Origin of the sequence: Shewanella sp. CAL98-MNA-CIBAN-0140 (assembly GCF_040309905.1) — a bacterium.
Lineage (GTDB): Bacteria > Pseudomonadota > Gammaproteobacteria > Enterobacterales > Shewanellaceae > Shewanella > Shewanella psychromarinicola.
The window spans coordinates 1-257 of the sequence record NZ_JBEOPI010000222.1 but is presented as its reverse complement, the minus strand read 5'-3'; the positions used below and the strand labels follow the sequence as shown (position 1 = coordinate 257).

At 43.6% G+C, this 257-nt stretch carries 1 protein-coding gene; it reads left to right on the top strand.

The window, feature by feature from the left end:
* Positions 1 to 4: 4 nt before the first annotated feature.
* The coding region (locus AAEY93_RS20845) for a peptide-methionine (S)-S-oxide reductase (RefSeq protein ID WP_351079604.1) at positions 5 to 257 on the top strand (253 nt) is incomplete at its 3' end.

Sequence of the window (257 nt, the reverse complement as noted above, 5' to 3'; positions counted from 1 at the left end):
ATTTATGAGTTCAACAACGCAAGTCGCTACCTTTGGTGGCGGCTGTTTTTGGTGTATAGACGCCGCATTTAGACGAGTGAACGGCGTATTAAATGTAAGCTCGGGTTACACTGGTGGCAACACAGACACTCCTACCTATAAATCAGTATGCTCAGGCACTAGCGGCCATGCAGAAGTAGTGCAAATTGAATTTGACGACACTATTATTAGTTTTGAAGTATTACTAGCAATGTTTTTCACTTTGCACGATGCCACCC